This is a genomic window from Bacteroides sp. AM44-19, assembly GCF_003603395.1.
GTDB classification, from domain to species: Bacteria; Bacteroidota; Bacteroidia; order Bacteroidales; family Bacteroidaceae; genus Bacteroides; species Bacteroides uniformis.
Genome location: NZ_QTNB01000020.1, coordinates 16,422 through 39,767, shown reverse-complemented (window position 1 = coordinate 39,767; position 23,346 = coordinate 16,422). Strand labels below are relative to the sequence as shown.

General features: G+C 42.4%; 17 protein-coding genes and 1 tRNA gene. 16 read left to right on the top strand and 2 right to left on the bottom strand.

The genetic code is table 11. The annotated features are described in order from the left end of the window. Positions 1-32: 32 nt before the first annotated feature. From DW947_RS18980 to DW947_RS18900, 16 genes are all read left to right on the top strand, one after another. Positions 33-1,448, top strand: coding sequence for a hypothetical protein (locus DW947_RS18980; RefSeq protein ID WP_035447310.1), 1,416 nt, complete (start codon positions 33-35; stop codon positions 1,446-1,448). 139 nt (positions 1,449-1,587) lie between these two features. Further along, positions 1,588-2,550, top strand: a complete 963-nt coding sequence (locus tag DW947_RS18975; protein ID WP_035447308.1) for a metallophosphoesterase family protein — start codon at positions 1,588-1,590, stop codon at positions 2,548-2,550. 290 nt (positions 2,551-2,840) lie between these two features. Then, positions 2,841-3,962, top strand: a complete 1,122-nt coding sequence (locus DW947_RS18970) for a DUF4434 domain-containing protein (RefSeq protein WP_310591724.1) — start codon at positions 2,841-2,843, stop codon at positions 3,960-3,962. A gap of 10 nt (positions 3,963-3,972) precedes the next feature. Next, positions 3,973-5,076: an SGNH/GDSL hydrolase family protein gene (locus tag DW947_RS18965; protein WP_182012138.1), complete on the top strand. Its 1,104-nt coding sequence runs from the start codon at positions 3,973-3,975 to the stop codon at positions 5,074-5,076. 21 nt (positions 5,077-5,097) lie between these two features. Beyond that, positions 5,098-6,165, top strand: a complete 1,068-nt coding sequence (locus DW947_RS18960) for a DUF4434 domain-containing protein (RefSeq protein WP_035447304.1) — start codon at positions 5,098-5,100, stop codon at positions 6,163-6,165. Beyond that, positions 6,162-7,673 (top strand): ADP-ribosylglycohydrolase family protein, encoded by a 1,512-nt coding sequence (locus DW947_RS18955; RefSeq protein ID WP_057281453.1) that lies wholly within the window; start codon positions 6,162-6,164, stop codon positions 7,671-7,673. Before DW947_RS18960 ends, DW947_RS18955 begins: the two co-directional genes overlap by 4 nt. A 5-nt stretch (positions 7,674-7,678) precedes the next feature. Then, positions 7,679-9,289, top strand: a complete 1,611-nt coding sequence (locus DW947_RS18950; protein WP_057281530.1) for a DUF4434 domain-containing protein — start codon at positions 7,679-7,681, stop codon at positions 9,287-9,289. Positions 9,290-9,363: 74 nt separating this feature from the next. Next, entirely contained in the window at positions 9,364-10,425 is a 1,062-nt protein-coding gene (locus DW947_RS18945) for an SIS domain-containing protein (protein WP_035447300.1), read from the top strand. Then, positions 10,425-11,312, top strand: coding sequence for an ROK family protein (locus DW947_RS18940; protein ID WP_227186983.1), 888 nt, complete (start codon positions 10,425-10,427; stop codon positions 11,310-11,312). Before DW947_RS18945 ends, DW947_RS18940 begins: the two co-directional genes overlap by 1 nt. Before the next feature lie 9 nt (positions 11,313-11,321). After that, a complete protein-coding gene (locus tag DW947_RS18935; protein WP_035447296.1) occupies positions 11,322-14,099 on the top strand; it encodes a glycoside hydrolase family 2 protein in 2,778 nt (925 codons plus the stop codon). Between the two features lie 33 nt (positions 14,100-14,132). Continuing rightward, positions 14,133-15,029: a ribokinase gene (gene rbsK / locus DW947_RS18930; RefSeq protein WP_035447294.1), complete on the top strand. Its 897-nt coding sequence runs from the start codon at positions 14,133-14,135 to the stop codon at positions 15,027-15,029. Positions 15,030-15,059: 30 nt separating this feature from the next. Further along, positions 15,060-16,067 (top strand): GRP family sugar transporter, encoded by a 1,008-nt coding sequence (locus DW947_RS18925; RefSeq protein ID WP_057281451.1) that lies wholly within the window; start codon positions 15,060-15,062, stop codon positions 16,065-16,067. A gap of 30 nt (positions 16,068-16,097) precedes the next feature. After that, positions 16,098-17,657 (top strand): DUF4434 domain-containing protein, encoded by a 1,560-nt coding sequence (locus DW947_RS18920; protein ID WP_057281450.1) that lies wholly within the window; start codon positions 16,098-16,100, stop codon positions 17,655-17,657. A gap of 105 nt (positions 17,658-17,762) precedes the next feature. Continuing rightward, positions 17,763-17,969 (top strand): hypothetical protein, encoded by a 207-nt coding sequence (locus DW947_RS21940; RefSeq protein WP_035447288.1) that lies wholly within the window; start codon positions 17,763-17,765, stop codon positions 17,967-17,969. Between the two features lie 23 nt (positions 17,970-17,992). Next, positions 17,993-20,092 (top strand): family 20 glycosylhydrolase, encoded by a 2,100-nt coding sequence (locus DW947_RS18910; protein ID WP_227186982.1) that lies wholly within the window; start codon positions 17,993-17,995, stop codon positions 20,090-20,092. 315 nt (positions 20,093-20,407) lie between these two features. After that, a complete protein-coding gene (locus DW947_RS18900) occupies positions 20,408-21,520 on the top strand; it encodes a BF3164 family lipoprotein (protein ID WP_242496941.1) in 1,113 nt (370 codons plus the stop codon). A gap of 206 nt (positions 21,521-21,726) precedes the next feature. Here the strand turns inward: DW947_RS18900 and DW947_RS18895 are convergent, their stop codons facing one another. After that, complete coding sequence (locus tag DW947_RS18895; protein ID WP_035447284.1) at positions 21,727-22,995, bottom strand: phage integrase SAM-like domain-containing protein; 1,269 nt, start codon at positions 22,993-22,995, stop codon at positions 21,727-21,729. A 143-nt stretch (positions 22,996-23,138) separates the two neighbouring features. After that, positions 23,139-23,204: transfer RNA gene (locus DW947_RS18890), tRNA-Met, on the bottom strand. Positions 23,205-23,346: the final 142 nt, after the last annotated feature.

Here is a 23,346-nt window from a genome sequence, read left to right as displayed (position 1 = left end):
TGAATGTATTAACTTGAAAATAAAAATTAACCATGAAAATATTAAGTAAATTATCAGTAATCGCTTGTTTGTGTTGGGCTACATTGGCATCGTGTGAGTCTCCTGATTATGAAACAGGCCGTACTGCTCAAGTGAACGGACTGATGAGTGTTACCATACAGATTCCGGGAAATCCATCGAAATTTGCAGCCACCAAGACTGGACCTTATGAAGAAAATGAAGAGATTATTGTTAAGGTACCTACGACAGATGAAACCCCGTTGGATCTAACACGTCTTATCTGCATGGTGAATGTAGAACACAATTGTTATGTTACTCCTGCGGTTGGTGGTGAGATGGATTTTACAAATCCTTATCCTATAACGGTAGTGGATGCATTGGGAAATAAGCATCATAACACGATTCGTGTAGTGCCTACTCCTCCGAAGACTAAATATGCTAAATTATGGGAGAAAAATGCCGCTTTACTGAATATGTCATCTAATACTACCGGTTTGGCTTTCTATCAGAACTACTTGGCTATTCAAGAGTACAATGCTCCTATTAAATTGTATGATAGAAATAGCGGTGAGTTTGTGAAGGAAATCCCTGCAGCAAGTACCTTTATGATGAGAGCTCGTACAGATGATGCCGGTCATTTGATTACAAACCGTGAAAATGTTTATGGTGCAGGATTTATGGTCTATTACTATTCAGAGGAGACTCAAGAACATATTAATCTATTGAATTGGACAGCTGATGCAGGATGTCCCGATGATTTGGGTTATAACATGAGTGTGAAGGGGGATGTAACTAAAGGAGTAGCTTATATTTATGGTATGTGTCCTCATAATATGGAAATTTATTATTGGAAATTGGAGGATGGTCAATTGGTAACTCCTGATGCAAAACCGAATGTACTTCGTTATGGCCCTGCTGGTGGCGATTGGACCAGCGCTCCAATGATACAACGTGCAACTCTTGAAGATGATTCTAAGCATTATATTGCTTATAATCGCTATTCTGGCGCTACCGGCGATGACGCTGCTTATAAAGCTAAATTTAGTATGTTTACTCCGGCTTATGAAATTACGTCTTTGAATCAAGACAATCACGAGTATCGCATCTTAGGATTTAATGTGTTCAATATTGAAAACGAGACTTATTTAGCGTTGAACGACCAGCAAGCGGACACTTGGTCTGGTGGCGTTTCTACATTGAGTGTTTATGATATTACCGACCCGTCTAAGATGGAATTGGGACCTGATGATGCAGGTTATGATAAGTTCTGTTTATTCAGGGGTGAATGGTCTCCTTATGCTACAAGTTATAACTCTTGGGGTGATTTGACTACTGCCATTGTGCCTACAGATACTGGATATGATATTTATATTGCAACTTGTGTGATTGGTGGTGATACATCCCAAACAACAATACGCATGTATAAGATGACTTGGTATCGCCAATAAGAAGTAACATGTAGCTGGTGATTGATAGGCGGGAATTCGTCTTAAGAGTGATAATCCCGCCTATTTTTGTTTTTTGGGTTTTTATTAATTAGTTTATCGGACTTAGATTATGACATGTAAGAAAGTACTTTTTTCCCTTATGGCTTTATTGAATATTTTTACAGTATGGGGACAAAAAGAGACATTGAAATTCAATCAGAATAGAACATTTAAAATAGTACAGTTTACGGATGTCCATTATAAATATGATGATCAGGTCAATTCTCAGGTAGCACTGGATCGTATGAATGAGGTCTTGGATATAGAGAAGCCCGAATTTGTAATATTCACGGGAGATGTTGTGGTTTCTAACGAATCTTTTAAAGGGTTGGATATAGTGTTGGACGTTTGTATCAAACGTAATATTCCTTTTGCTGTCGTATTTGGTAATCATGACGACGAATACGATCATACCCGTCCGGAACTCTATGACTATATTGCGAAGAAGAAAGGCAGTCTAATGCCTACCCGTATAAGTGAGGTGGTTCCGGATTATGTGCTGACTGTGAAATCTTCAAAAGATAAGAATAAAGATGCGGCATTACTGTATTGCATTGATTCTCATTCTTATACTCAAATTAAGTCAGTTCCGGGTTATGATTGGATTAAATTTAATCAGATAGCTTGGTATCGTGAGCACAGTAAGAAGTTTGCAGAAAACAACGGAGGTATACCTCTGCCTGCATTGGCTTTTTTCCATATTGCTCTCCCAGAATATAAAGATGCATTACTGGAAGATAAAAACCGTTTGTTTGGTTGTAAGGGAGAAATGGTATGTTGTCCAACTACCAATTCTGGCTTTTTCACTTCAGTTAAGGAGTGTGGTGATGTGATGGGTATCTTCGTTGGACATGATCATGATAATGATTATGCAGTAGCATATAAAGAAGTGTTGTTGGCTTATGGTCGTTATACAGGTGGAAAAACTGTTTATAATGATTTGTCTTCTAATGGAGCTCGTGTCATTGTTTTGCATGAAGGTGAACGTAGGTTTGATACTTATATTCGCGTAGCTAATAATGAGATGGAATCTTTTGTCACTTTTCCCAACAGCTTCTATTAATAGAAATTATACTTTCAAAAAAGGTAATTATGAAATATTTATTATTGTTTCTTTTTTCTCTGTTTTGTACTGTGAATATGTACTCTAATGAGAAAGTGGGTTTAACATTGATACCTCCCGGCAAAATTTCAAATAAGATAAATTTGGATATACGTGGAGGAATTGTGAATAGGGGTAATTCTCTGCAAACTTATCAAGTTTCCCTTTTTTGGGATAAAGAGAAAAAATCTGCTTTATTGTGTGATACAACTTTGAAAATATCATCAAGTAAATCGGATGTTGTGAAGATTATGATTCCCATGAAAGATAAAGTGGGCAAGCATAAGGTGATTTTGAAGGTGTCTGATGGCAAAAGAGTATATCGTAAGACAAAAGAAATAGAAGTAATTCAATCGGACATTCGTTCCATTCAGCAGATTTCAGGTGCTTGGACCGGAATCTATCATTGGAGTGAAGAGGAAGGTAAGCACTGGAATCAAGATATCAAAAAGATGACCGATGACCATTGGAGAGAGATGATTCGTTCCATGCACAAGATTGAGATGGATATGGTGGTAATTCAGGAAGTATTTCGCCATCAAGCTTATATCGGAAGTTCTACTACCGTTGAGGATTATCCGGGGAAGGCTTTCTATCCTTCTAAATTATATCCCGGCCGTATGGACATTGCAGCTGAAGATCCTATCGAAGCCATTCTCTCGGAAGCGGATAAGCAAGGAATGCAAGTATTGATGGGGGTTGGTATGTTCGCTTGGTTCGACTTTACCCCCGAGTCCTTGGAATGGCACAAACGGGTTGCCAAAGAACTGTGGGATATGTATGGGCATCATGAGTCTTTTTATGCTTTCTATGTATCCGAAGAAAGTGGTGGGGGCCTAAATAACTGGGAACCAGATCCACAACGCAGTAAGGAAAGAAAAGTTGAAATAGTACATTTCTTCAAGGAATTTAAGGAGTTTTGTAGTGCTTTAGCTCCTGAGAAACCCATAATGCTTGCCACTAATAGTTTTGATGTCCCTGTTGGGATGGATACTTATCCGGAATTATTGAAATATCTGGATATTCTTTGTCCATTCGGCTTTGCACGTATGCCGGCAACCGATATAAGCGGCAAAGAGGCTGCCGATTTGTTGCAGAAGGTTTGCGATGAGGCGAATGCGCACTTGTGGTTCGATCTTGAGGCTTTTCTATTCAATCCGGACAATTCTTTGTATCCCCGTCCTATAGAGCAGATTATTCATGATTTGAATCTGTTTGACAATTTCGAGAAGATCCTTTGCTATCAGTTCCCCGGTGTTTTCAACGATCCGGAGATGTCTATCCGTGTGGGCGAAGCGCGTACAATCAACTTGTTCAATGGGTATATGAGATATTTGAAAGAACTGAAATATAGGAATAAAACACGTAAATAAAAAGAAAGTGATGAAGCGCTGTTATCTATACCTGTTTATCCTAATAGAGATGTGTTACCTGTCGGAGCTTTCTGCTAAGAGTTGTGGCAAGGTTTTCAAAGGGAATGATCCGGCCGTGAGATATGTTGGCAGAACGCTGGTTTCCTCGGACGGGTCGGTATCTTTCGATTGGGTGGGCACCTATTGGGAGACTCGTTTTACGGGCGGAAGACTCTCTTTGATAGTCTCTGAAACCGGAACAAGCTACTACAATGTGTTTGTGGATGATGAACTGCACCGGGTTGTAAAGGTGTGCGGGACAGATACTCTAATTAATGTGGTGTCGGGGATAGATAAGCGTCTTCATAGCTTGAGGATGCAAAAACGTTCTGAGGGAGAGTTTGGAAAGACAACCATCCACCGATTTGTGCTCTCTGCTTCGGGACAGTTGCAGGCAAGTCCTACTGTGCGTACCCGTCATATTGAGTTTATCGGCAACTCGCTTACTTGTGGGTATGGGGTGGATGGTAGGCACCGTGATGAGCCTTTTGGGGTGGAAACGGAAAACTGTAATCATGCCTTTGCAGCCATGGTAGCCCGCTATTATGATGCCGATTATACGTTGGTTGCCCATTCGGGCAGAGGAGTAGCCCGTAACTACGGTGATTCGGTGAGGGTGTCGAAAGTAACGATGAAAGACCGAATGCTAAATACTCTTGATGAAGACCTTACTGTTAAATGGAATTTCACGGGCTATCGACCGGATTTGGTGGTTATAAATTTAGGCTCGAACGATTTTTCTACAGAACCGCATCCTTACAAGAGAGAGTTTGTAAAAGCTTATATGCAGATAATAGCACAGTTGCGCGAGCATTATGGGAATATTCCTATTCTCTGCCTTTATCCGGTTGCTATGCAGGCTCCGGTGTTCAGTTATTATGAAACAATAGTGTCTGAATTGAATGATCCGAAACTCTTTCTGCTGAGGCTGGATGAAGGACTTTATAACAGGACAACAGATTTGGGTGCAGCCTGGCATCCCGGATACAGTGGACATAGGAAAATGGCTATGTGGATAATTCCTTATATCTCGACCCTCATGGGGTGGGAATTGGCTGATAAAATTATTGAGTAAAACAGAAAAAAAGAACAAGAGATGAGAAGACGTGATTTTATAAGATATTTAGGCTTGGGAAGTGTGGCTGTGACCATACCCGAAGCTATGCATGCAGTTCCTGCTGCCGCCACCACATTGTGTTCGGACAAGAAGACCAAGCCTATTTCGGGCTCTTGGTTTGAATTTCAACATTCGGCAGCCGAAGGCGGGTATTGGAATGAAGCATTGGCCCATTTTACTGCCGACCAATGGCGCAGGAAGGTGTTTGAAATCCGTGAGGTCGGTATGGAGTATTTGGTTTTGATGGGAGTGGCTCGTGCCGGCAAACCCTTCTATCCTTCTAAAATTGCTCCTCGGATTCCAATGGGGTGTGATGACCCGCTGGAAGCTGTCCTTTCTGCGGCAGATGAATGTGGTATCAAATTTTTTGTCAGCAATGATTTTTGGGGCGATTTAGATGCTTACAACATGATGTTGGACAAAGGAGTACAGACAGTTCGTTTCCAGGCGATGGAAGAGATAGCTGAGAGGTACAGTCATCATGCGTGTTTTTATGGGTGGTATTTCCCGAATGAAGCCATGCTGCAACCTTATTTTGTGGATGCTTGTGTGAACTATGTCAATGAGACTGCGGCATTTGCCCAACGCCTGACGCCCAATTGTGTGAACCTGATAGCCCCTTATTTTATCAAGGAAGCCCGTTTTGATGATCATTTTGTTCGTCAGTTGGAGAAGATGAATATTGATATCATAGCCTATCAGGACGGGGTGGGAGTGAACCATACTTCATTGGAAGACTCGGCCAAGTTCTATGAAATATTGTATAAGGCGCATGAAAAAGCTTGCAGGGCTCGTTTGTGGGCAGATGTCGAATTGTTTTATTTTGAGGATGGAACCGGTGGTAATTTGCTTCCTGCTGATTTTGGCAAACGCATTATCAGGCAGCTGGAAGCTGTGTCCCCTTATGTGGATAAGGTGCTCTGCTATCAATATTTGGGCATTATGAACAAACCTGATACAGATATTGTGGCAGGGCATCCGGATTCTATAAAATTATATGAGCAATATACAGAATGGTATAATCATTATCAAAAGAAGTGTGAATGAAAAAAGTGTTTCTCTTGACTTTATTGGTTCTGTTTGGTACCTTTGAAGTAAAAGCTGCTTTTAAAAAGAACGAAAAGAGAATTTTGTCAGAGCAAGTGCTGAAGGATAAGGTGAAAGGTGCTTGGGCCGGGCAAACGTTAGGGTGCAGTTATGGTGGTCCCACCGAATTCAAATTCCTGGGAACTATTATTCAGGATTATATTCCCATTCCTTGGAATGAACACATGGTGAAAAAATGGTACGATAGCTTTCCGGGACTTTATGATGATGTCTATGTAGATTTGACATTTGTCGAAGTCTTTGAAAGATGCGGTTTGGATGCTCCGGTGGATTCGTTTGCCGTTGCCTTTAAGCGAACGGAATATCCCTTGTGGCATGCCAATCAGGTAGCGCGCTATAACCTGCTGCAAGGAATGAAAGCTCCTCAGAGCGGGCATTGGAAGAACAACCCTCATGCCCATTGTATCGATTTTCAGATTGAGGCTGATTTTGCCGGAATTATGTCGCCTGGGATGCCCAATCAAGCGGCTGAAATTTGCGATAAGGTAGGTCACATCATGTCTTATGGCGAAGGTTGGTACGGGGGGGTGTATGTTGCAGCCATGTATTCTTTGGCCTATGTCAGTGATGATATGGAGTATATTGTGGAAGAAGCCCTTAAAATCATACCGGAGGAAAGCGATTTTCACAAGTGCATGTCCGATGTCATTCGTTGGCACAAGAAATATCCCAATGACTGGAAGCGTACTTGGTTTGAACTGCAGAACAAGTGGAGCGAAGAAATCAGTTGTCCCGAAGGCATCCACAATTCTTTTAATATCGGTACGAAAATCAACGGGGCCTACATCCTTTTAGGATTGCTCTATGGAGAGGGTGATTTTACAAAAACCATTGATATCTCTACCCGTGCTGGGCAGGATTCTGACTGCAACCCGGCATCGGCAGCAGGTATATTGGGAACCATGATAGGTTACAGCAACATTCCCGAATACTGGAAAGGGACTTTGTATGAGGTGGAAGACCGGCCTTTTTCTCATACAGACATAAGTCTGAACAAGGCTTACGAAATGACTTATAAACATGCTTGTGATATGCTCCGGAAGCATGGAAATGCGAAAATAGGGAATGCTTTTGAAATCAAGCGGGAGGATATTCGTCCTGTTGCGTTGGAAGTGGCCTTTGAGGACCTGAAAGTTAGTGGCAAACTTACTGTTGAAAAATCGATAGATGAGGTGAATCCATTCACTTTCGTAGGCACAGGTCTGGTGGTGAAGGGGTACGTCGCAGGTGCTCTTCCGACAGACTATACGGCCGAAATGGAGGTGTATATAGATGGGAAATTGCATGAGACCACTGCTTTGCCTCAGGAACTCAATCACCGGAAGTGCGAGTTGTTCTTCTGCTACGACTGTCCGGTGGGTAAGCACGCAGTGACTTTTAAATGGAAAAATCCCGTGTCCGGCGGAAAGATATGGATTACCGAAATTATAACCTATACAACGAAATGACAGCCATGAAAAAAAGAATGATTCTGGCAACCTTGTCTTCTTTGTTGCTATGTATGGCAGCTTGCAGCAATAAGCAGCTCCCCACAAGCGAGGATATCTTGACAGAAGCTCGTGCTGTGAAGACATTGAACGCTTATGATGAGATGAATTGTGTGGTGTATGATATGAAGGTAACTCCTGCCTCGCCTAAAAGTTCGATAGACCGTTTTGTCAGTGATGACTGTGTAGAAGGTGCAGGAAGTTTTGAAATCAGATACTCTTTTTCCGGCAATTCTTCCGAAGCGGAATCGGTGTATATCCAGCAAAGTGGTGGAGACTACCGCAGTGATTTATCTTTTCATCCTCTGGGACTTTCCATTTGGGTGAAGGGTAATAAGAACAACAAGGGTACATTCCGTTTTATGATAATTCAAGATGCAGGCATGTTCACCCAGGGGACACTGCACGACAAAGGGCGCTGGCAATTCTTTGAATATGTGGACAAAGAGGTGTTGACTCAAGAAGAGTGGACTCGGGTGGTGATGCCATACGAAGCCTTTACTTTTGTCAAGGGACATGATATGGGGGATAATAAACTGATGCTGAACCGCTTTGAGGGGTATCGGATAGAAGTAACCAATGATGAGGGTGTAATGTGTACCGGTTCGTTCTGCATTGACAATCTGGAGCAGTTGACTTCTTATGCTCCCGAGTTCAAAGGGGCTCCAAAGTTTTCCAGTGTGTTTATTCAATTGGACGGGGTATATGAAAACACCGATTGGGATAAGGAGTTTAAAGCAAGCCAAGAGGTGGGCATTGATACCTGGATTATACAGTATGCCGAGGGGTTCAATGACCGTGCAGAAGAAAAAACTTCTTTTTATGTTCCAACAAAACTTCCTTGGGTCACGAAACAATATGATATCATGAACCGGATGTTCGAGGCTGCCAAGCAGAATGGAATGAAGCTTATCGTAGGGCTTTATCCCGGTGATTATAGCAAAAAAGACACTGCAAGCCCCGAGCAATACGATTTCCTCGTAGAGCGGAACAAGCAGGTCTTTGATGAACTGTTTGCCCTTTGGGGAAATCATCCCTGCCTGGATGGTTGGTATATAACGGAAGAGTTTCACGATGGCTCCTATCCCGTGGGGTGGCAGCAAGAACCTTCACTCTCCATGCTGGCCAACTATTTGCAGACGGTGGCGGCTTATATAAAGTCGAAATCTCCCAAGGAAGTCTGCATCGCTCCTGCCTTGTGGCGTGGCATGCCGGCCGATCTTTGTGGGGAGTGGTTCGGTAAGATATTTGCCCAAACACCCGATATTGATGTTCTTTATCTTCAGGACATAGGCGGACGTTGTCTGGTGGACTTTGATGTGGATCTGCCCAATTGGTTTGCCGAAATAAAGAAAGCCTGCGATGCCAACGGAGTGATTTTCGGGGTAGACATCGAGTCGTTTAAGGAATGCTGGTGTCCGAAGATTACAATGCGTACCAAGCCTTGGTCAGAGTTGGAAGAACAATTAAGGGTTGCCGGAATGTTTACCGATCATATTACGAATTTCAGTTGGGCTACCTTTAAGCCGGGAACGGACACTTATGAAGGTTATAAGAGGTATATTGAAGGAAAATGACCTATTGCTGATGCAATAAAATAGCTCATTAGCGGAATTGGTAGTGTTTAATCAATAAAAAACAAATATTTTTTATGAATCAGTTCATCAAAGAAATACAAGAACAACCGGAAATGTTGGAACGTACTCTTGGCTATTATCATTCAAGAGAAGGAAAGGAGCGTTTGGATGCTGTCTGTACTCTGTGGACAACCGGTGACTATGACAAAATAGTACTTACCGGTATGGGAAGTTCTTATTTTGTATCGCAAGCTGCCGCGACCATGATGACCGCTTATAATATACCCGCTTTTGCTATCAATGCCGGGGAGCTATTGCATTTTCAGTCTTCAGTTCTGACAGAGCGCACTTTATTGGTTGCCATCTCACAGTCAGGCGAGAGCTATGAGGTGATTGAACTGCTTAAACAACTTGGTGAACGGCATCATTCACGGTTGACAGTGGTTGGGGTCACAAATGAGTCTGGAAGTTCTTTAGCGGCGATGGCTACTCTCAGTCTGCTATGTAAGGCTGGGAGGGAGGAAATGACATCTACGAAGACATTTATCACCACCTATCTGGTAGTGTATCTGCTTGCAGGAGCATTGGATGGTCGCAGGGTGGATAATGCTCTTTTAGATAGTGTCGTTCGGGAAGTCGGTCTTCAGCTTGAGAAAGGGGGGATTTATTTATCCCGTTCGGTCGCTTTTTTAAGTGGGCATCCGTTTGTTCAAGTGATAGGCAGGGGTACGGTTTTTGCAAGCGCTGCCCAAACCGCCCTGATGTTTATGGAGGCTACCAAGACTCCGGCTTCAGCTTTGTTGGGCGGTGAGTTTCGCCACGGCCCACTAGAGATGGTAGGCCCTGGCTTTATCTGTATCATTTATGCGCATTCACGGTCCGGTGTTTATCGGCAGAGCATCAGGCTTATGGCTGATGTTCTGTCTTTTAATGGTAAAGTGATCCTGGTGTCGGATATCTCCTCCGGCATTGAAAGTGTGAATTTGCTGGAAATCAATGTTCATTGCGGAGACCCTGATTTGTTTGCAATTCCGTCCATTGTTCCTGTTCAGCTGATAGTGAATGCTTGGGCGGAAGAAATGGAACTAGTGCCCGGCAGTTTTACACATGGTGCTAAAGTGACTTCAATAGAATAATGATGGGACGAAGAAAGGTAGCCATAGGAGTCGATATCGGAGGCACAAAGATCAGTGCGGGTATTGTTGGCGGAGAGGGATTGGTTTATGCTTCTCCCCGTACTATTGCAACTAATCCGAAAGAACCCGGCGAAGTAATTATTGCCAATTTGTTTTCTCTGTTGAAAAATATTCTGGCTGATGCTGCGGATTACGATATTCAGGGCATTGGTATCGGGTGTACCGGACCTCTCGATATAGGTAAAGGTATACTGCTGGATGTTGAGAATCTTCCCACTTTGAACTATTTTCCGTTGAAAGACACCGTTGAACAAGCATTTCCGTTGCGGGTGATCCTTGATAATGATGCCAATGCGCTGATTTATGCAGAGGCATTATGGGGAGCGGGTCGGAATGCCGGTTCAGTCCTGGGTTTCACTTTAGGAACGGGGATAGGATGTGCTTGGATTAATGGAGGAAAAGTATGGCGTGGGCATTCCGGTTGTGCTGGAGAAGTATGGACTTCACCTTATAAAGAAGGGATATTGGAAGATTATGTATCCGGCAATGCCGTCACCCGTCTTTATAAAGAATATACAAAGGAGGAGTTGCCGGCTTATCGTATAGCCGAACTGGCACGGTCCGGTGATAAAATGGCTTTGCAGGTATGGGATGCTTTTGCCCAGGCATTAGCTCATGCTTTGTCATGGACAGTGAATATTACCGATCCCGAAATTGTCATCATAGGCGGATCTGTTCTGAAATCTTCCGATTTATACTGGGACAAGGCAGAGTGGCTATTTCGTAAATTCATTTGTCGTTCAGCAGCCCGGCATACTACTTTGCTGCCTGCAGCCTTGGGAGACAATGCCGGATTTATTGGTGCGGCTGCATTAATATTAAAATAACAAGAAACTATGAGAAAACTCTTTTTTATACTGTTGATATGTAACATGTTGTTTGTCAATGCCCAATCTCTTGAACTGGAGAACTGGAAGATTATCAATTCTTCCGAGCTAAACGCCGGAGCTGCTGAGGTTTCGCAATTGTCTTATCCCACTGCCGGATGGTATCAGGCCACTGTGCCCACTACCGTGTTGAACGCTTTGGTGAAGGAAAACGTATATCCTGATCCGAGAATCGGCCTGAATAATTACCTGATTCCGGATGTGTCGGATGAATTTAATGCCCGGATGGATCTATCTAAATACAACTACCTGAAAAGTGGCCGTAATCCTTGGCAAGATCCATACTGGTATCGTACGGAAGTCGTTCTTCCCAAATCATATAAAGGCAAGAAGGTATGGCTGACCTTGAACGGCATCAACTACCGGGCAGATGTCTGGGTAAATGGTCGTCAGGTTGCTGATAAAAAAGATATTGTGGGTATGTTTCGTCGCTTTAAACTTGATATAACCGGATATGCCCGTGCCGGAGCCAACAATTGCATTGCGATAAAAATTTATCAGGTGGATCATCCGGGCGTCCCGACTCCCGGCACCCAGTTGAAAGTATTCGGTCCTGTACGCGGACATTCCTACGATATCTTTAAGGATGAGACATTGAAGATATCCGGTGGCTGGGATTGTGCTCCCGTGGTTCGCGACCGGAATATGGGTATCTACCAGAAAGTGATAGTGGAAGCCACGGACGAGGTGTTGATTGAAAATCCTTTTGTTATCACTACTTTACCAAAGTCCACTACCATGCCTATGAAGGTTGACACTGGGCTTGCAAAGGTCAATATTAAACTTGAAGTGAGGAATACTTCTGCAAAGCTTGTCGAGGGAAAGGTGAATGCTTGGATTACATTACTCAACGAAGTCAAATTTCCCACTTATACCAAGCATATGGAGGGATACCTCAAGCCAATCAAGCTGACGAAGAAAGTAGCCCTGCGTGCCGGTGAGAGAAAAGTAGTGGAACTGACCCCTGAGGACTTTCCTTCCTTGCTGATAGAAAACCCGTATTTGTGGTATCCGAATGGGTATGGCGAGCAATACTTGCATCACATGAAACTGTCTTTTAGCATCGGTGGAAAAGTGTCCGATACCAAAGAGTTTGATTTCGGAATCCGTGAGGTGGCAAGTGGACTGAACCGGGTGGGAGATGAATGTGGTCGTGTATATTATGTGAATGGCAAGCGGATATTCTGTAAGGGCGGTTGGATACAGCCGGACATCTTGTTGGAGGAATCTGAAAAACGTATCTATGATGAAGCCCGCTTGATGGCAGAGGCGAACATCAACCTGATTGGCAGTGAAGATATGCCGTCTCCTTCTGAAACCTGGTTTGAAAGTTTTGACAAATATGGCCTGATGTGGTGGCATGTTTTCTATCAATGTTTCCGTATGACTCCCGGAACTGAAACTGCTGACAATCCTCTGGATCATGGTCTGGCGGTGGCAGGAGTGGAAGATATGATGCTCCGCTATCGCAATCACCCTTCTATTATTTCATGGATAGGAGCCAATGAGGTCTTGATGAATGAAAGCTTGTACAAGCTGACCAAGGAGAAAGTGAGGAGTATCGATACTACGCGTGTTTATCTTCCGACTACCAGTTTTCATTGGGATGTAGACGCCTTGACTCCTTATCTGAAAGAAGATCTGCCAACAGGTACGACGGATGACGGTGCGCCCGACTATAATTGGGCGCCTTCTTCCTACTTCTTTGATAAAGTGCGTGAGGTCCATTTGCAGATGTTCCGCAATGAACTGGGGATGCCTTCCATGCCGACGTACAACAGCCTCCGGAAATTTATTCCTACCGCGGAGAGTACGGCTAATGTAAACAGCCCTATTTTCCCATTGGATAGCATTTGGGCTGAACATGGTGCTTGGGATGTAAGTAATTATTGCTATCGCTCTTATGACAATGCCATTCGCACAATGTTCGGTGATCCGAAGACGGCAAAAGAATATGCCGACAATGCCCAGTTTCTGAGTGCCGATGGTTATCGCGCTATGTTTGAAGCGGCTAATCACCGGATGTGGGATATTACTTCCGGTGTGATGATTTGGAAGATTAATTCTTGCTGGCCCGATGTGTGCTGGCAGATATACGACTGGTATCTGGCTCCCAATGCTTCTTATTATTTTGCAAAAAAAGCTATGGAACCGGTGCACGTACAGTTGAATGCGAATGATTTCAGGGTTTCTGTGATTAATGCCTCCCATCAGACACTGCAAGACGTGAAAGTGACGGCTAAAGTTATCAACAATGACATGGAAGTGGCTTGGGAGGACTCCCAGCGGATAACTGTTTCTCCCGATTGCTATCAGGAGATTGTTACGGTGCCCCGGTGTGGAAAATACTCTTATAATTACTTTGTGAAGCTGGAGCTGCATGATAAATACGGTAAACTTCTGTCCGAGAACCTATATTGGTTCTATTCCCAGCATATGGATTTCTTTTGGTTCACTTCTATGGAGAAACCGGAATTGAAGGAGGAGGTTGAAGTTACCAAAGAGGAAGGGGAATATGTCTTTTCTATTTGTTTGAAGAACGAATCGGATCGTTTGTCCCATTTCAATCATCTGACTTTGCTGGACGTCCGGGGTAAGGAGATTAATCCAGTATTCTGGAGTGACAATTTTATTACGCTCTTTCCGGGAGATGAAAAGGTAATAACGGCTCGTGTGGCAGTATCCGATGCCGGAGATACACCTCCTGTGTTCTTCCGGGCACGATGATGAATAGATTGAATTTATTTATAATATAGTGTTATGAAAAAAATTATAGTGATTGGCAGCTCCAATGTGGACATGGTGGTGAGAACTTCTCATCTGCCTGCTCCCGGTGAGACGATTCTGGGAGGGGAATTCTTTATGAACCAGGGTGGAAAAGGAGCAAATCAGGCTGTTGCAATAAAGAGATTGGGCGGCAATCTGATATTTATGGCAAAATTGGGGAATGATGTATTAGGTCGGCAATCTGTCGGTTATTTTAAAAAGGAAGGAATTGATACAAGATATATTGCTCTCGATGAAGATTCTGCTTCCGGAGTAGCTCTGATCAGCGTGGACGATCATGCGGAGAATAGTATTGTAGTGGCATCCGGTGCCAACATGTTGTTGAACGAACAAGATGTAGATAAAATGTTGGAGGAAATGTGTGAGGGAGATATCCTCTTGATGCAATTGGAAATTCCGCTTCAAACAGTGGAGTATGCTGCCAGAAAGGCTTTCGGGAAAGGAGTGAAGGTGGTGCTGAATCCGGCTCCTGCCCGCAGTCTTCCCAAAGAATTGTTCCGGCATCTGTACATGGTCACTCCGAACCGCATCGAGGCGGAGATGCTTACGGGCATAAAGATTGCCAATGATGCCGATGTTGAGAAAGTGGCGGAAGAGATTTGCGCGATGGGGGTAAAGAATGTAATTATCACTTTGGGTTCGAAAGGATGTCTTATAAGGGAAGAGGGCGTTTCTTATCGTATAGATGCTTTCAAAGTGGAGCCTGTTGACACTACAGCTGCCGGAGATACGTTTAATGGGGCTTTGTGCGTAGGATTGTCAGAGGGCATGGACTTGAAACAAGCTGCTGTGATGGCTTCAAAAGCTTCATCCATAGCTGTAACCAGAATGGGAGCCCAGTCTTCTATTCCTTACCGTGAAGAGTTGTAATCATTAAAAACAATATTAAATATCACGATTATGTTTATAGTTGAAAGTTACGGATTGGCGGTAGCGTTGTGCTGGGTCACGATGTTATGCTGGGGATCATGGGGAAATACTCAAAAATTGTCAGCCCAAACATGGCGCTATGAATTGTTCTATTGGGATTATGTGATTGGTATACTTCTTTTTTCTTTGGTTTGGGGCTTGACACTGGGCAGCATTGGAGAAGGGGGACGCGGATTTATGCAGGACTTGCAGCAAGTTGGTATGGAGAATTTTTGGAGCGCTTTTCTGGGTGGCGTCATATTCAATGCCTCGAATATATTGTTGTCGGCTTCCATGTCGTTGGCTGGTATGTCGGTTGCTTTCCCGATAGGGGTGGGGTTGGCGTTGGTATTAGGCGTATTTGTCAATTACTTTAGTGTACCGAAGGGGGATCCTGTCACTCTTTTTGGGGGTGTCTTCTTGATTGTGTTGGCCATTGTTTTTAATGGGATTGCTTCCAGTAAAGTTTCTGAAGTATCAGGTCAGACTGTCCGAAAAAGAGGAGTTCTGATCGCTGTCTGCGCTGGTATTCTGATGGCGTTTTTCTATCGTTTTGTCGCCGCTGCTATGGATTTGGAAAATCTGGAATCGCCTGCTGTTGGTATGATGACTCCGTATTCTGCCTTGTTTGTGTTTGCAATAGGTATCTTTATCAGTAACTTTCTATTCAACTCTTTGTTAATGAGGAAACCTTTTACGGGGGTGCCTGTGGCTTACAGTCAATACTTCAAAGGAAATATGAATACTCATTTGGTTGGTATTTTGGGGGGTGCCATTTGGGCGTTGGGAACAGCGTGCAGTTATATTGCTGCCGGAACAGCCGGTGCTGCCATTTCCTATGGGTTGGGACAAGGGGCTACGATGGTTGCCGCATTATGGGGGGTGTTTATTTGGAAGGAATTCAAAGGGGCTTCTAAATCTACTAATCTATTGATTGCCTTGATGTTTATTCTCTTTATTTTAGGTTTGGCGTTAATTATTACGTCCGGTGGCAATTGATCTTTTATTAATTAAAAAAATGTGTATATTATGAAGAGGATTTTTCTGCCAATCCTATTGGGGGTACTGATGATATCAGCCGTACTGCCGTCGGCAGTAGTTTTTGCTGGCAATGATGTTCCTGGCCGACAGAGAAAACAGAAGGTGAAGGAATCTGTTTTGAGGGTGAAGCCCATTACTGGTACTTGGATAAATCTGGCATATAAGGATGTACGTAATAGATATACCAATCCGCAGAGTTTTGATAATACGGATCCGGAATTATGGAAAGCTAAAGTGCGGGAACTGTCAGCTATGGGCATTGAATATCTGGTATTCATGGAAGTTGCCAATGAGGGTAAGGCTTATTATCCCTCTCAATTAATGCCCTGGTGGTATGATAAAGATAAACAGAGTCCTGTGGAAGCCATTCTTGATGAGGCTGCCCGATATGACATGAAGGTTTTTATGAGTACTGGATGGGCAAAAGACCAGGATGATAATTTGCAGGATCCTGCTATCAAACAACGCCAATTGCAAATTATGGAGGAACTGGCCGTCTTTTATAAAAATCATAAAGCCTTTTATGGCTGGTATTTGCCGGTAGAGGATTGTCTTTGCCCCATTTTTGCAGAACATGCTGTACAATCGGTTAATGCATTGACCAAAAAGGCAAAAGCATTGACTCCGGATAAGAAGACACTGATTTCTCCTTATGGTATCGGACTGTCTGATTTTGATAATCCGGAGTATGAGAAACAATTGGCAAAGCTGAAAGTCGACATCATAGCCTATCAGGACGAAGTGGGCTGTGTACGCGATAAATTCATGTTGCCTCGCTTAAAGAAGACTTGGAAACGGTTGAGAGACATCCACAACCGTCTGAATATTGAGATGTGGGCCAATTGTGAGACTTTCACTTGGGAACAGGGAACCAACGACCGTTCTTCGGCCTTGATTCCTGCCGCTTATCCGCGTCTTTTATCTCAACAAGTGGCTGCTTCTGTGGCAGGGGTTGACAGGATTATCTCATTTATGGTTTGTGGAATCATAGAAAGCCCCACGTCAACTTATCAGTTGGGGCAACCGGTGTGGTCACATAAAGTATACAATGACTATATGGCCTGGAAAAGGCGGATTGGCTGCTGGCAATTGGCCGAAGCTGCCTTTATGGAGAGATTGGCTAACGGGGCTACCATTGACATGGTGTTGGGAAAAGCGGATTTGAAGGCATTGCTTGATGGCAGGGTTGCCGAGGAAGACAGTAAAGATGCCCGTTGGGTGAAATTCGAGAAAGGTTATCATGAGCTTGTGGTAGATTTGCAGAAAAAGACCAGACTACGGAAAGTCATGCTTCGTATGCTGGACTATAATTTAGATGGAATAGGTATGCCGCTGAAAGTTTATCTGTTCACTTCGTTGGATGGAAAAGAATATAGATTAGCTTCTATCAAGGATACTCCCCATTTCCCGAACAATCGGCATGATGCATGGATTGAAAACTTGTTATTTGATCAATTGGATGAAAGCATCCGTTATATGAAGGTGGCTTTCGAAGCTTCGCAACAAGTGTATATGGATGAGTTGTTTGTTAATCCGGTGATAAAATAAAGACCAGTTGAGATGAGAGTGAGTTTGTGTTTATTAACGGTGTGGCTGTTTCTTGCTTGTGTAGGCCGCGGGGAAATTGTACCAATTCCTTCTTGGTCAAAATCGATGGCAAAGGAGAAATATATCCTAACCCCCAAAGCACCTGAGGTTCCACAGATTAATAGTCTATGGTGCAGCCTTGGAAATACAGAAAAAGTCTCTGTTCGTGATTTGTGGCATCAAAAGGATTTAGGGGAGTATAAAGGGGGATTTTGGACACAAGTCCCTTATCATGGAGTTACTTTTGTAAAAAAAATCACTCTTGTAGAGTGAACTGAAACTTTAAAATAAATAGTATGGAATTTGCTTTGGATAGATGGATTACCAAGCATAATGCTTGGATTGATGTTTTTGGACCAAACTACATGAGGTGGATATTTCGTGATGTGAAAATGACTATTTTGTTTTTGGGGCAGTTTCTCTTTGGTAAAGTGTTGCAGGTGTTTAAGGCAGGTGTGTTATTGGGAGCAGTGTCTTGCATACTATTTGTGCCAGGGCTAAAGGCAGAAAATTCTAGGCCATTTGTGATACCGGCATTACAGGAGTGGAAAGGCGGGGATGGCTATTGGCGCTCATCGTGTCGGTTGGTGTTGGACCCCCGCTATGCAGCAGAACTCAATCCGGTGGCAAACACATTTGCCGAAGATTTAGCAGTGATGTTTGGCAGGAAATATAAGGTGGCGGAAGGCGTTTCTGCCTGCTCGGGAGATATTTTTTTGACTTTGGCTGGAAAAGAAACAGAAGAGAATCGGGAGAAGTATTATTTGGATGTGTCTGATCGGATGGTGTTGACGGGTGCAACGACGCAGGCAGTGTTTTGGGGAACTCGGACCATTCTTCAAATGATGGAACAGTATGATGGGGCGGTGCCGCAGGGAGTGGCTGTAGATTGGCCCAATTATCCTAAGCGTGGATTTATGTTGGATGTAGGACGTAAATTTGTCCCCATTGGCTTTTTGAGGGATTATGTGAAGATAATGTCCTATTATAAAATGAATTGTTTCCAGATTCATTTGAATGACAACGGCTTTAAAAAGTTCTATGGCAATGACTGGTCGCAAACACCCGCGGCTTTCCGATTAGAAAGTACCGTGTTTCCGGGATTGGCCACGGAGGGGGCTCATTATTCAAAAAAAGAATTTGTTGAACTTCAGATGTTAGCCGAGCAGTATGGAGTGACTGTCTTGCCGGAAATAGATGTGCCTGCGCATTCATTGGCCTTTACGCGCTATAAGCCGGAAATTGCTAGTAAGGAGTACGGAGAGGATCACCTGGATTTGTTTAATCCGGAGACTTATTTGTTCTTGGACAGCTTGTTTGCAGAGTATTTAGGTGGAGAAAATCCGGTGTTTAGGGGTAAAGAAGTGCATATTGGTACAGATGAATACGATAATTCGGATCCTAATGTTGTTGAAAAGTTTCGCTTTTTTACTGATTATTACATTAAATATGTGGAGGGTTTTGGGAAGAAAGCGGTGGCATGGGGTGCATTGACGCATGCCAGAGGAGATCTTCCTGTGAAGTCTGACGAGGTACTATTGGACATTTGGTACAATGGTTATGCCGATCCCTTTGAAATGGCCGAATTGGGATTTGGATTGGTGAATGTGGCATGTAGCCAATTGTACATAATACCATTGACGGCACTCTATTACCACGATTACCTGAATATAGAGTGGATTTTTAATAACTGGGAACCCTATATGTTTGATGATAGAATATTTAGTCGGAATGATAGGCGTGTGAAAGGGGGAATGTTTGCCGTATGGAATGATTACATTGGAAATGGGATTACTTTCAAGGACATTCATCATCGTGCGTATCCTGCTATGCAGACATTAAGCTTGAAAATGTGGACCGGTGCTGTGGATGATTTGTCTTTCGCACGGTTTGATTCTTGCCGTCGTGCTTTGTCGGAAGCTCCGGGAGTGAATATTGGAGCAAAGGTAAAAACGATGGATGGGAAAGTGCTTCAAGTCTCGAAGTTGAAAAGGAATCAAAAGCTTTTGATAGAAGAAGTAGGGTATGATTATGAAGTGGCTTTTGATTTCACTGCAAAATCCGCAGATAAGGGCAGTGTGCTTTTTAAATCTTCCAATGCCATTTTGTATCAGAGTAGCCCAAAGTCTGGAAAATTGGCATTCTGGTCAGATGGTTATTTAAATGAGTTTGATTATATGTTTCCTATCGGTCAACGGGTACAAATTGTGATTAAAGGTGACCATACCTCTACAAGTTTATACATTGATGGAAAACTACATCAGACTTTGGATAAAAAGATACTTTATAAAATTGGCGAGGAGGTGGTGTACTACCAGTCCACTCTTGTTTTTCCATTAGCTTTTACTGGAAATTTTAGTGGGCAATTGTTAAATTTGAAAGTACTGCAAAAGTAATTCGAGTTCATGTTACAAGGATCCATTTTAGGTTATTCTTTGCCTTTAATTTGTTGTAAGAATTCATTGGTGGACACTAATGCTTTTTCATCTTTGAAGCATGTGGAAGTTGAAAAAGGATAGTGATAATTCCCTGATTTATATTCAATGGTTGTAATATATCCTGACGGAGATTATGGTGAAAATATTTTGCTGGGTCATACCAAAAGGCCTGGTTGGATATAATGATTAGTGCTAAAGTGCAATTATTAAGCCTGCTTTAAATTTCACTTTTAGCCATTAGCTTGTTACAACAGATATGTAATAAGATGTAAAGTGAAACTTAAAGTAGGGCTCATTGATTATTCTACATGTTGCTTTGAAGTACTTATGCAGAAAACAACTTCTATTATATTCATTCTTCTATGCTTCTTGTCAAGTTGTAGCTTCGAATCTAAAACAGAATTTCCAGCCTTTGATAAGGAGATTAGAGTAGATGGTGAGCAATCTGATACAGAATTGCTGATTAATATGGGATGGATTGACTGTGTTGATACATTCTTGGTAATGACGCATGTCGCCCAAAATGATTTTTGCCATGTATATTCCATTCCTTCGGGTATGAAAAAAATCCATACTTGGGGTTCATTGGGAAATGGTCCTGGCGAGTTCCTACAGCCAATAATTACATACGCTCACGAAAACACCTTCGGTTTGAATGATGTCAATATACAAATGTTGGCAGTGATGTCTCTAAAAGGCAACGGAAATGCTATTGAAATTGAAGAGCTGTCCAGAAAAAAAACTCCTTATAAGCGTGTGCAAGGTGAGCTCAATCCTGCAGATTATAATTTCGTACGACTGGATGAACAGCATTTTGTCTCCCTATTGTGCGGAAAGGACGGTAGTTTCTTTTCCTTACTGGATGCCAATCTGCAGCCTTTACAGAGGTTCGGCGAATCTCCGGTGGGGAACAAAATTTCTGTCCAGTCTTCACGGATGAATTTGAAAGGTTATCTGTCGGCGCATGACGGGCATATGGTGTTTGCGCCTAGCAAACTGCCGTATCTTGCTAAATACCACCTGGAAAATGGAACCATGGTAAAAGACTGGAACTTTTATTTTGATCGGTCTTTTTATGAATGTAAAGACTATAACCTCTTGTTTAGTAAGGCAAGAAGCTTTGGGCAGGTGTTGGATTTGGCAATGGATGACCAATATATCTATATTTTGTACTTAGATCAACTTTTAAGCGAGTATGACTATAATGACCCGCAAAAATCCATGGCGAACAAGGTGCTGGTTTTCAATTACTCGGGAGTACCCATAGCCAAGTTGATATTGGATAAACGAATCTATCAGATGGCTTTGTGTACAAAATTGCATAAGATTATCGGGCTGGGGAATCTGCCAGAACCTGCATTTGTTTCGTTTGATGTCGTTTTTTAGATATATAGTCTAGTATTTCCCTTATACACTAGAAATAGGATAGCGTATAATTATATGTTTTAATTTGTATATAACTGATATCCATTAAATTACTGAAGTGTTGATTTGATATCCTTTTTAGGCATTCTACCTTTGAAGCATGTGGAAGCCGAAAAAGGATAGCGACTAATTATAGCTCAGTAGATTTTTAGTGGGGAATTATTAGCTTACTTGCCAAACACGTACTTCGCAACCTTAGTATTAGCCTTGTTCTCATTTACGAAATCACGTTCAATATAGATGTCCGTTACTTTCATTGCATCGTCAATATGGTTAAGTGCTGCATGGACTATATATTTATCAATGCCAGCTTTATTAAGTGCAATGGTAGCCCAACTATGCCTTGCTGCGTAGTATTCCAAATCGTCAATTTCTAATATTGTACAAATTTCTTTTAAGCCGTAGTTGATAGCCTTATTGAAATCCTTCTCGTCAGCATAGTATTGATAGAAATTGAAGAGACGTTTACCAGTCTTATCCTTATACTTCTCAACAAGAGGCAGGATTAATCTGGGTATGTCAACCTTCATTTGAGCCTTATCCAATCTACGGTCTTTCGTCTTGGTACGATTATAGACGATTGTATAACCTTCCATTTCAGTGGCATTGTAAAGGTCTGCTGAATTGATTCCCATAAGACAGAATGATAGAATGAAACAATCCTTTGCCAAATTATAATGGCAGGTAGATTTGTAGCCTTTCTTCATATCTTTATAGGGTAGCTTCCATAGCTTCTTTATAATATCTGCGGATATGGCTCTCTTTCTTGTTGCTTCCTGCTTGGGTATTTCAAGTTCCATGAAGGGTGAGTTGGGGATTAGGATTAAATTCTTCTCCTTCTTATTGTATTTCTTCTTGGCTTCATTGAATAACTTCTTAATGCTTATCAAATATAGAGAGAGTGAACGATTGGAAGGTACCCGTTTACCCTGCTGCATTAATCTTTTAGTCCGTATCTCACGTTCTTTATTCAAGAATGCTTTAAAGCTTTCTAAGAAGTCAAGGGTAATCAAATTAATATCCAATTCCTCTTTACCTATGAAACGGACTAAGGCATTAATGGCAGTGGTGTAGTTAGGTGCACCTTTGATAGTGGTTGAGGCTATCCACTCACGACTGAACTTTATAAAGTCAATGGTTTGTTGCTTCTCTTGTTCTCCATTTAGGTAGTTCATTACATCGTCTAACGTGTAGTTGTTTAACTCAATTTGGAGTTTGGCACACTTGTCATAGTAGCTGTGGATTAAAGCGTCTATATCTTGTTTTATGGGTGCTGAGGCTTTAATCTTGTAGTTCTTTGTTAAATCATTAGGGGTTGCGAATAGGCTTGTTGATATACGTTTCATTCTTCTGTTAAGAGTAAATCTAAGCCTTACGGTGAAACAGTCATTTGTCTTTCTTTGTACTTTAACTACTTCTGGGTTGATTGTCAGCATATTACACATTGTTTAATTGGTGAAACAATAGTGAAACAACTGCTCTTTATTAAGGCTAATATAACCAAGCAACAGACCCTTAATCGGAGGTCTCCATGAACTAAAAAAGGCTCTATCTCGTTAGAGATGAGCCTTTTAGTTTGTGGACCAGCCTGGGCTTGAACCAGGGACCTCCAGATTATGAGTCTGTTGCTCTAACCAACTGAGCTGCCTCGTTATCAACACGTTAATTATCTCTGTGTAAGTTCTGAGGTCAACAATGGGTCAACACTGAACTTATTATGCAAATTTACTAAAAATCTTATTCACAATGAAACATTCTCCATTGTGATTTGCTTTGGACAAGAATAA